This is a genomic window from Dietzia sp. CQ4 (genome assembly GCF_014145125.1).
GTDB classification, from domain to species: Bacteria; Actinomycetota; Actinomycetes; order Mycobacteriales; family Mycobacteriaceae; genus Dietzia; species Dietzia natronolimnaea.
In genome coordinates this window covers 1-9,119 of record NZ_JAALDZ010000078.1, presented here as the reverse complement: position 1 = coordinate 9,119, position 9,119 = coordinate 1, and the positions used below count along the sequence as shown (strand labels likewise).

Annotated in this window: 11 protein-coding genes and 1 riboswitch; of the genes, 5 read left to right on the top strand and 6 right to left on the bottom strand. The window is 70.1% G+C overall.

Translation table 11 applies throughout. From position 1 onward, the window contains the following. Positions 1-137 precede the first annotated feature (137 nt). Positions 138-788 carry a DUF1707 domain-containing protein gene (locus tag G6031_RS05455; protein ID WP_182652698.1) on the bottom strand — a complete coding sequence of 217 codons (651 nt, stop codon included), beginning with the start codon at positions 786-788 and terminating at the stop codon, positions 138-140. Positions 789-874: 86 nt separating this feature from the next. On the opposite strand from G6031_RS05455, the gene G6031_RS05450 reads away from it, so the two are divergent. Both G6031_RS05450 and G6031_RS05445 read left to right on the top strand, forming a co-directional pair. After that, positions 875-1,789 (top strand): ATP-binding cassette domain-containing protein, encoded by a 915-nt coding sequence (locus G6031_RS05450; protein WP_182652697.1) that lies wholly within the window; start codon positions 875-877, stop codon positions 1,787-1,789. Next, positions 1,786-2,550 (top strand): ABC transporter permease, encoded by a 765-nt coding sequence (locus G6031_RS05445; protein WP_179523463.1) that lies wholly within the window; start codon positions 1,786-1,788, stop codon positions 2,548-2,550. Before G6031_RS05450 ends, G6031_RS05445 begins: the two co-directional genes overlap by 4 nt. A 114-nt stretch (positions 2,551-2,664) precedes the next feature. On the opposite strand, the gene thiC is transcribed toward G6031_RS05445, so the two are convergent. Further along, positions 2,665-4,368 (bottom strand): phosphomethylpyrimidine synthase ThiC, encoded by a 1,704-nt coding sequence (thiC, locus tag G6031_RS05440; RefSeq protein ID WP_187702074.1) that lies wholly within the window; start codon positions 4,366-4,368, stop codon positions 2,665-2,667. After that, positions 4,364-4,478: riboswitch (TPP riboswitch) on the bottom strand. Its footprint overlaps the gene before it by 5 nt. Positions 4,479-4,551: 73 nt before the next feature. Here thiC and G6031_RS05435 point away from each other — a divergent pair. The 3 genes from G6031_RS05435 (at position 4,552) to G6031_RS05425 (ending at position 6,581) form a co-directional block, all read left to right on the top strand. Then, positions 4,552-4,848 (top strand): GNAT family N-acetyltransferase, encoded by a 297-nt coding sequence (locus tag G6031_RS05435; RefSeq protein ID WP_179523462.1) that lies wholly within the window; start codon positions 4,552-4,554, stop codon positions 4,846-4,848. A gap of 5 nt (positions 4,849-4,853) precedes the next feature. Further along, positions 4,854-6,053, top strand: a complete 1,200-nt coding sequence (locus G6031_RS05430) for a winged helix DNA-binding domain-containing protein (RefSeq protein ID WP_182652696.1) — start codon at positions 4,854-4,856, stop codon at positions 6,051-6,053. 90 nt (positions 6,054-6,143) lie between these two features. Continuing rightward, positions 6,144-6,581, top strand: coding sequence for a CD225/dispanin family protein (locus tag G6031_RS05425; RefSeq protein WP_179523460.1), 438 nt, complete (start codon positions 6,144-6,146; stop codon positions 6,579-6,581). A gap of 28 nt (positions 6,582-6,609) precedes the next feature. Here G6031_RS05425 and G6031_RS05420 read toward each other — a convergent pair whose 3' ends face one another. From G6031_RS05420 to G6031_RS05405, 4 genes are all read right to left on the bottom strand, one after another. Beyond that, positions 6,610-7,026 carry a CoA-binding protein gene (locus tag G6031_RS05420; RefSeq protein ID WP_179523459.1) on the bottom strand — a complete coding sequence of 139 codons (417 nt, stop codon included), beginning with the start codon at positions 7,024-7,026 and terminating at the stop codon, positions 6,610-6,612. Positions 7,027-7,102: 76 nt separating this feature from the next. Continuing rightward, positions 7,103-7,996 (bottom strand): polyphosphate kinase 2, encoded by an 894-nt coding sequence (ppk2, locus tag G6031_RS05415; RefSeq protein ID WP_182639972.1) that lies wholly within the window; start codon positions 7,994-7,996, stop codon positions 7,103-7,105. A gap of 37 nt (positions 7,997-8,033) precedes the next feature. Beyond that, positions 8,034-8,834, bottom strand: coding sequence for an exodeoxyribonuclease III (locus G6031_RS05410; RefSeq protein WP_182645705.1), 801 nt, complete (start codon positions 8,832-8,834; stop codon positions 8,034-8,036). A 13-nt stretch (positions 8,835-8,847) separates the two neighbouring features. Beyond that, positions 8,848-9,119, bottom strand: a 272-nt coding sequence (locus G6031_RS05405) for a GNAT family N-acetyltransferase (protein ID WP_182652695.1), incomplete at its 5' end; no start/stop codon positions are given.

Here is a 9,119-nt window from a genome sequence, read left to right as displayed (position 1 = left end):
CGGTCACGCCGCCCGCGCCGCCGGACGCATCCCCAAGCGGTTCTGGGCCCGGGCGTCCAGCCCGCCGGTGGACTGAGGCCAGCCCGCCGGTGGACTGAGGCCTGCGCGGACCAGACGGCCTGCGCGGCCCGTGTCGACTACCGCGTGCGGGGAACCCGGCGCACCTCGACGCCGCCCATCAGTGCGAGCCCGGTGACCCGCACGACCGGCGCGCCCGGGGGAGCCTGCCGGACCGGCCGGGGGTCGGGCTTCCACCTGCCCGCCTCCTCGCCGAATCCGCCCATGAGACCGAGGCCCTCGACCACGACGTGGATGTCGTCCGGGACGTAGATCTCCACCCCGCCCATGATGGCGAAGGCGCGGATCGTGGTCTCGTGTGCCTGCAGCGCGGCGTCCCGCAGATCGAGTTCGACCCCGCCCATCATGGCGAACGCCGTGTGCTCGGCCGGAACCGTCCACGTGCCCCTGCGCTCGCACCCGCCCATGAACGCCAGGGACGTCGACGGACCGCTCCCGCCGGTGACCCTTCGCGCGGGTGCCGCCTCGTGGTGGGCTGCGGGCGCGGCCCCACCGTCGCGACGGGTGGGGGACAGGTCGCGGGTGAGCTCGGCCAGGTCGGACTGGAAGAGGGCCCCGTAGGCCTTGGTGGTCCGCTCGTCGAACTCGGCGAGGGTCAGGCGCCCTTCCGAGTAGGACTGCTGGAGGAACCTCGCCGTCGCCTCACGCTCGTGGTCCGAGGCACGGATCGACGGGAGTTCGGGACCGGGATCTGGGCGGGCGTCATCCATGGGACGAGGGTAAGCCCTGACACACCTGTACGGGAGCTGAGTGGGAGGAGCCCGCTTCTAGCGCCCCGGCAGGCACACTGGAGACCATGATCGAGGTACGCAATCTCACCAAACGCTTCGGCGCCGCTACGGCGGTCGAGGACCTGAGCTTCGTGGTGCGGCCGGGCGTCGTCACCGGCTTTCTCGGCCCGAACGGGGCCGGGAAGTCCACCACCATGCGGATGATCGTCGGCCTGGACACCCCCACCTCGGGTGAGGCGCTGATCAACGGCCGGCGCTACCGGGAACTCGAGCGGCCCACCCACACCGTCGGGTGCCTGCTCGACGCGTCCTGGACCCACGCCAACCGGTCCGCGGGCGCACACCTGAAGATGATCGCCGCCGCGGGTGGTCTGCCGGCCACCCGCGTCGACGAGGTGCTGTCGCTGGTCGGTCTGAGCGACGTGGCCGGCCGCAAGGTGGGCTGGTACTCGCTGGGCATGCGCCAGCGACTCGGGCTGGCCACCGCCATGCTCGGCGACCCCGAGGTGCTGCTCTTCGATGAACCGGTCAACGGTCTCGACCCCGAGGGCATCCTCTGGATCCGCCGCTTCATGCACGCCCGCGCCGCCGAGGGCCGGACGGTGCTCGTGTCGAGCCACCTGCTGTCGGAGATGGCACAGACGGCCCAGGACCTCGTCGTCATCGGTCGCGGGGTGCTCCGCGCCCAGACGTCCGTCGAGGAGTTCCTCTCCGCGGCCACGTCCTCCGTCCTCCTGCGGACACCGCACGTCGACGAGTTCACCGCCGCCGCCCGGGAGGAGGGGATCACCGCCACGTTCGACCCCGAGGCCGGCGTGTTCCTGGTCGAGGGGCTGCCCGCCCCCCGGGTCGGTGACCTCGCCGCGAGTCTGGGGATCACCGTCCACGAACTACACGAGAAGCGGGCGTCGCTCGAGGAGGCCTTCATGGCGCTCACCGACCAGGACGTCGAGTACCACGGTCAGGAGACCACCCGATGAACCTGCTGAAGTCCGAGTGGATCAAGGTCACCACCACCAAGAGCGCCTACTGGCTGTACGGCCTGGGGATCGCCCTCGCCCTCGGCCTGGCCGTGATCATCGGCCAGTTCGAGCAGCCCTCGGCGGGGGACCCGATCGTCGGGGAACCCGGCGGCGGGGGCGATCCGCTGTTCGCGATCCTGGGAGTCGGCGCCTTCACCGTCATCCTCGCGTGGATCGCGGCGATCGTCGCCGTGACCGGCGAGTACCGCTACCACACGAACAAGGCCACCTTCCTCGCCTCACCGTCGCGGTGGCCGGCGGTGCTAGCCAAGACCGCGCTGTTCACCGTGATGTCGATGGTCGTGACCGCCGTGGCTGTGGTGGTCTCGCTGCTGGCCGCGGGGGCGCTGTCCGGTCTGGACTCGTGGACCCCGTTCTCGGGCGACGGGCTGACGTACCTCGTGCGGTTCCCCGTCTACGCGGCGGTGGGCACCCTCGCCGTGATGGGCCTGGCGTACATCATGCGCAACGCCGCCGGCACCATCTCGCTGTTCCTGGTGTGGACGCTGGCGCTGGAGGGCATGGTCTCCCTGATCCCCCGGGTGGGGCAGGACATCGCCGGCTGGATGCCGTTCGCCAACGGCGACTTCTGGACCCAGGGTGAGACCGCGCGCGGGTTCATCACGTGGGGCGAGTGGCCGGCGTTCGCGTGGTACGCGGCGGTCTGCGTGGCGCTGTGGGTCGCGGGTCTGGTGATCACCCTGCGCCGCGACGCCTGAGCGGCACCCACGACACGGCCCGGGTGTCGGTACACCCGGGCCGCGTCTCGTCGCGGGCTGGGCCGCGCGCTGGCTGGGCCGACTCGCGGGGGGGGTCGGACGCCCTGTGGAAGGTCAGTGCTGACTGATCGGCAGATAGACGCGGGAGCCCTGTTCGGCGAACTCCGCCGATTTCTCCGCCATCCCCGCCTCGATCGCCTCGACCGTCTCCATCCCGTGCTCGGCCGCGTAGTCCCGGATGTCCTGGGAGATCCGCATCGAGCAGAACTTGGGACCGCACATCGAGCAGAAGTGGGCGGTCTTGGCGGGCTCGGCGGGCAGAGTCGCGTCGTGGTACGCCAGCGCGGTGTCCGGGTCGAGCGCCAGGGCGAACTGGTCCCTCCACCGGAACTCGAACCGCGCGGTGCTCAGCGCGTCGTCCCGTCTCCGTGCGCCGGGGTGCCCCTTGGCCAGGTCCGCCGAGTGCGCGGCGATCTTGTAGGTGATCACGCCGGTCTTGACGTCGTCGCGATCGGGCAGGCCCAGGTGCTCCTTGGGAGTGACGTAACAGAGCATCGCCGTACCCGCCTCCGCGATCCGCGCGGCGCCGATGGCGGAGGTGATGTGGTCGTAACCCGGTGCGATGTCCGTGGCCAGCGGCCCCAGCGTGTAGAAGGGCGCCTCCTCGCACCACTCCTCCTCGAGCCGCACGTTCTCCACGATCATGTGCATCGGCACGTGTCCGGGGCCCTCGATCATCACCTGGACGCCGTGGCGCTTGGCGATCCCGGTGAGCTCACCCAGCGTGCGGAGCTCGGCGAACTGCGCCTCGTCGTTGGCATCCGCGATCGATCCGGGCCTCAGGCCGTCCCCGAGGGAGAACGTCACGTCATAGCGTGCGAGGATCTCGCAGAGCTCGGCGAAGTGGGTGTAGAGGAACGACTCGCGGTGGTGCGCCAGGCACCATGCCGCCATGATCGAGCCTCCACGCGAGACGATCCCGGTGACGCGCTTGGCGGCGAGCGGGACGTACCGCAGGAGCACGCCCGCGTGGACGGTCATGTAGTCCACGCCCTGCTCGCACTGCTCGATGACGGTGTCGCGGTAGAGCTCCCAGGTCAGCGCGGTCGGATCACCGCCCACCTTCTCCAATGCCTGGTAGATCGGCACGGTCCCCACGGGAACGGGGGAGTTGCGCATGATCCACTCGCGGGTCTCGTGGATGTCCCGCCCGGTGGACAGGTCCATGATGGTGTCCGCGCCCCACCGGGAGGCCCACACCATCTTCTCGACCTCCTCCGCGATCGAGCTGGTGACCGCGGAGTTGCCGATGTTGGCGTTGATCTTGGTCAGGAAGCGCTTGCCGATGATCATCGGCTCGCTCTCCGGGTGGCGGTGATTGGCCGGGATGACGGCGCGGCCGGCCGCCACCTCGGTCCGCACCACCTCGACGTCGATCCCCTCCCTCGCGGCGATGAAGCGCATCTCCGGGGTGATGTGGCCCGCGCGGGCCCAGGCCAGCTGGGTCCGCACCGGCGTGGGGTCCTCCGCCGAGGCGGGCACGGCCTCCGGGTGGGCCCAGCCGTCGCGGGTGGGCGGCAGTCCTGCGGCCAGGTCGTGGCACTCCCCGGAGTCGGCGTACCCGGTGTACGGACCGGAGGTGTCGTAGACGTCGAACGTCGTGTCGTTGGTCAGGGAGATCCGACGGACGGGCACGCGCAGGGTGCTGCCCTCGGCCCGGACCTCGAGGTAGGACTTGCTGCTGGAATGGATGGGGCCGCAGGTCACGGCCTCGATCGAGGTGGTGTCTGCGCTGGTGGTGGACGTGTTTCTGCCCATGATGTTCACTGCTCCCTACGCCGGCATGACCCGGACAGGTTCAACGGTCGACGGCCCGGCTGGCCGTCCTCTCAGCCCGCGCTCCGAAGCGGACTCCCGTGTGGACGAGTATGAAATTGTGCCGGGCGAGCGTACCCCGGCGAGTAGCATCACGTGGGGAACACACCCTGCCGAAGGAGCCCTATGTCCCGAGTAGAGTCACTGGTGTTGGTCCACAACACCGATAGAGACCGGTTCGAACTGTGGGACGGCGAGACGTTCATGGGCCTGGTGGGGTACGAGAAGGACGGCGAGGTCTACATCCTTCTCCACACCGTCATCGAGGAGCACTTCGGTCAGCAGGGCATCGCCCGCCTGCTGGTCAGTCTGGTCCTCACCCGGATGCGTCTGGACGGGAACAAGATCCGGCCGGTGTGCAGCTATGTCCGCCGCTTCCTCATCCGCTTCCCCGAGTACCAACTCCTCGTCGCCCCCCGCTGACCCCGGTGAGGGAGGCGTCCGGGACCACTCCGGTCACCCGCCGGGATCTCGCCCGCCTCCGCCTGGCCTCCCAGCGGCTCGTGGGGGAACGCTGCTCCTCGCCCGCCGAGGCGGTGCGGTGGATGGCGTGCATGCAGGGGCAGGACCTGCCCGGCGTCCTCGAATCGGTCGCCCTGCGTTCCCTCGGTCCGGACGGCGGGCCCGCGACGATCAGCGACGTCCGCGCCGCGCTCGCCGACGGGTCCGTCGTCCGTTCGTGGCCCATGCGCGGCACCCTCCACCTCGTGCCCGGTGAGGACCTCGGGTGGATGGTCGGGGTGGCCGCGGGGCGGTCCCGTTCTGCCGCGGTGGGGCGGCTCGCCGCGCTCGGGGTCGACGACGACGGAATCGCCCGCGCTCACAGAATTCTGCTCGAGGAGATCGCCGGGACGCGTGTCCGGACCCGTGCCCAGCTCCAGGATCGCTGGCGGGCGGAGGGCGTGGACGTCTCGGGAGGCCGCGGGTATCACCTGCTGTACCTCTTCGTCGTCGACGGGCTCGTCAGCCAGGTCGACGGCACGGGGTCCGACGACACCGGGCCAGACGGCACGGGGTCCGACGACATGGGGTCCGACGACACCGGGCCAGACGGCACGCGGTCCGCGGGTTCCTTACACGGGTTCGCCCACCACGGGCGGTGGCTGGCAGCGCACGGGGTCGTCCCCCGCACACCCCCGCGCGAGCAGGCCGTCGCGGAGTGGCTCGAGAGGTTCCTGCGGTCGCACGGACCCGCGCGGGCCGAGGACTTCCGGCGCTGGACCGGCCTGCCGCTACGGGATGTCCGCCCCGCCCTGGAGGCCGTGTCCGGGGGGCTCGAGGCGATGTCGTTCGACGGCGCCACCCACTGGATGGACCCGGCCGCGCCCGATCGGCTGGCCGCTGCGGGTCGGTCCGCGGACTCAGTGCTCCTGCTCCCGGGCTTCGACGAATACCTGCTCGGCTACGGAGACCGGTCCCACGCGGTGGACCCGGACCACGCCGGATTGATCGCTCCCGGCAACAACGGTGTGTTCCGCCGGACGGTGGTGCACCGGAGCAGGGTGATCGCCACGTGGAGAACGGTGGGCTCGGGCGGCCGGCGTCGCATCGAGACCGCGCCGTTCACGACTCTGTCCGGGCGGCAGTCGACGGGGATCGCGCGGGCGTTCCGCAGGCATCCGACCTGACGGCGGCGCGCGCGGCACCGGTCGGATGGGGGCCGGCCGTTCGGTAGGAGGGTGTTTCGGCCGACCTCACTCCGGGGATACGATTCGGACATGACGAACCCGAGCTACCCCGGTTCCCCCTCCGACTCCCCGTTCGGGGCGGGCCAGTCCCACGGACAGGAGTCCGGCTACTGGCAGGACTCGTCCTACGGTCAGAGCGCACCCTCGTACGGCCAGAACCCCGGCTACGGGGGTCAGGGCACCGGCGCGTTCACCGGCTCCCCCGGGGCCACCCGACCCGGCCCGCCGTCGAACATCGGGTGGGCGGTGGCCTCGCTGCTGTTCTTCTGGCCGCTGTCGTTCGTCGCGATGACCCGCGCCGCGGACGTCTACCCGCTCTGGGCGGCCGGCCACCACGCCGAGGCCGAGGCCGCGAGCGCCTCCGCCAAGAAGCTGGGCCTCATCTCGCTGGCCATCTTCGGGGGACTCGTCGTCCTCTACTTCGTCTTCATCATCGCCATGGTGGGGCTGGCCTCCGTCGGGTACTGATCCCCGGCGCGCGGACTCGACCGCGCCTTTAGATCAATCCCAGCCGCGGTGCCTCGATGGCCGGGCACGTGTCCATCACCACGTCGAGTCCGGCCTCCGCGGCCCGCCGGGCGGCGTCCTCGTCGATCACTCCCTGCTGAAGCCAGACGGCCTTCGCCCCCCGGGCGATGGCCTCGTCGACGACTCCGCCCGCGAGGTGCGAGTTGACGAACACGTTCACGACGTCGATCTCCCCGGGCACCGACGCCAGGTCCGGGTATCCCTGCTGCCCGTGGACCGTCTCGGCCTTCGGATGGACCGGGACGATCTCGTGGCCCAGGTCCCGGACGTAGGCGGCGATCCCGTACGCGGTGCGTCCGGCATTCGAGGACAGGCCCACCACGGCCCACCGCCCGCGATCCGAGAGCAGGCGAGTGATGACGGTCGGATCATTCGTGTGGCTCATACCCAGTGCAATGCGCGGCGCCGCGCGGACATTCCCCGACGGCGCCTGTGCGCGGGGTCTTCCTTCGCGGGCTCAGTCAGTCCCCGACGGCGACCTTGCCGCGCCGGACGATCTTCGGGTCGGGCTCGAACACGACCTGCGGGTCCTTCTCCGGGTAGTCGAACTGGTTGAGGAAGTGGCGCATCGCGTTGATGCGCGCCCGCTTCTTGTCGTTGGACTTGATGGTGATCCAGGGCGCCCAGTCGGTGTCGGTGCGCCGGAACATCTCCTCCTTGGCGGCGGTGTACTTGTCCCATTTGTCCAGGGACTCCAGGTCCATCGGGGAGAGCTTCCACCGCCGCACCGGGTCGAGCTGACGGATCGCGAACCGGGTCTTCTGCTCCTCCCGGGTGACCGAGAACCAGAACTTTGTCAGCCCGATTCCGGAATCCACGAGCATCTTCTCGAACATGGGCGCCTGCTCCATGAACGTCGAGTACTGGGCGTCGGTGCAGAACCCCATCACCCGCTCGACGCCGGCCCGGTTGTACCAGGACCGGTCGAACATCACGAGCTCGCCGCGGGTGGGCAGATGACTGATGTAGCGCTGGAAATACCACTGGTACAGCTCGGTCTCGGTGGGCTTGATCAACGCCACCACGCGGGCCTGTCGCACGTTGATGTACTCGGTGAACCGCTTGATCGTCCCACCCTTGCCGGCGGCGTCCCGGCCCTCGAACACGATCACGTGCCGGTGACCCGACTCGGCCTGCCAGTTCTGGAACTTGAGCAGCTCGATCTGCAGCAGGTACTTCTCCACCTCGTACTGGTTGCGGTCCAGCCGGTGGTCGTACGGGTAGTTCTCCCGCCACGTGTCGACGGCCCTGCCGTTGATGTCGATGAGGTCGGGGTCCTCACCGTGGTCGTCGCGGACGGTGAAGCCCTCGGCGCGCAGCCGGTCGATGTAGTGGCGGAGTTGGAACGTGGACATCGGTGGGGGCTCCTGGTGCTGAGACGAGGTGGCGGTGCTAGTCGAGGTCCACGACGACGGGCGCGTGGTCGGAGGCGCCCTTGCCCTTGCGCTCCTCGCGATCGATGAACGCGCCCGTCACCCGAGCGGCCAACTCCGGTGAGTGCAGCTGGAAGTCGATGCGCATGCCCTGCTTCTTGGGAAAGCGCAGCTGGGTGTAGTCCCAGTAGGTGTAGACGCCGGGGCCCGGGGTGTACTCCCGGGTGACCTCGCGGAAGCCCGCTCCGTCGAAGGCGGCGAAGGCCTGGCGTTCGGGCTCCGAGACGTGGGTCTTGCCGTCGAAGACCTCCATGTCCCACACGTCGTCGTCGTGCGGCGCCACGTTCCAGTCACCCACCAGCGCCACCTGCGCGGACGGGTCGGCGGCGAGCTCGGCGGAGGCGTGGTCGCGGAGCCGGGCCAGCCACTCGAGTTTGTAGGTGTAGTGCGGATCCGCCAGTTCGCGACCGTTGGGCACGTAGAGGCTGTAGACGCGGACGCCGTCGCACACCGCCGAGATGGCGCGCGCCTCCGGGTCCTGCGTGACCTCGGGATCCTTGTGGAAACCGGGCATGTCGTCGAACCCCAGCCGGACGTCGTCGAGCCCCACCCGGGAGGCCACGGCCACGCCGTTCCACTGGCTGAGACCGTGGTGGGCGACCTGGTACCCCAGCTCCTCGAACGCCTCGTGCGGGAACTGGTCGTCCTTGCACTTGGTCTCCTGCATGGCCAGGACGTCCACGTCCGAGCGTTCCAGCCAGGCCACGACCCGGTCCCGTCGAGCTCTGATCGAGTTCACATTCCAGGTGGCCAGGCGCATGGCGAGCAGTCTATTACCCCGTGTCGGATCGCGCGGACCGTGGAGCCGAACCCTCGACGACGACGAGGTGACGCATCGAGTGATGCGGGGCCAACCCGAGCTTGGCCCACAGGCCGCGACCGGCCGAGTTGTCCGCGAACACGTGGAGGTGACATTCCTCGGCACCCAGCGTCCGCCCCCACGCGACGAGCGCGCCGGTGACCACCTCGGCGAGCCCGCGGCGCCGGTGGGCGTCGGCGGTCTGTACGCACGAGACCGCGACGCGGGGCGCCCCGTCGGGCCCGG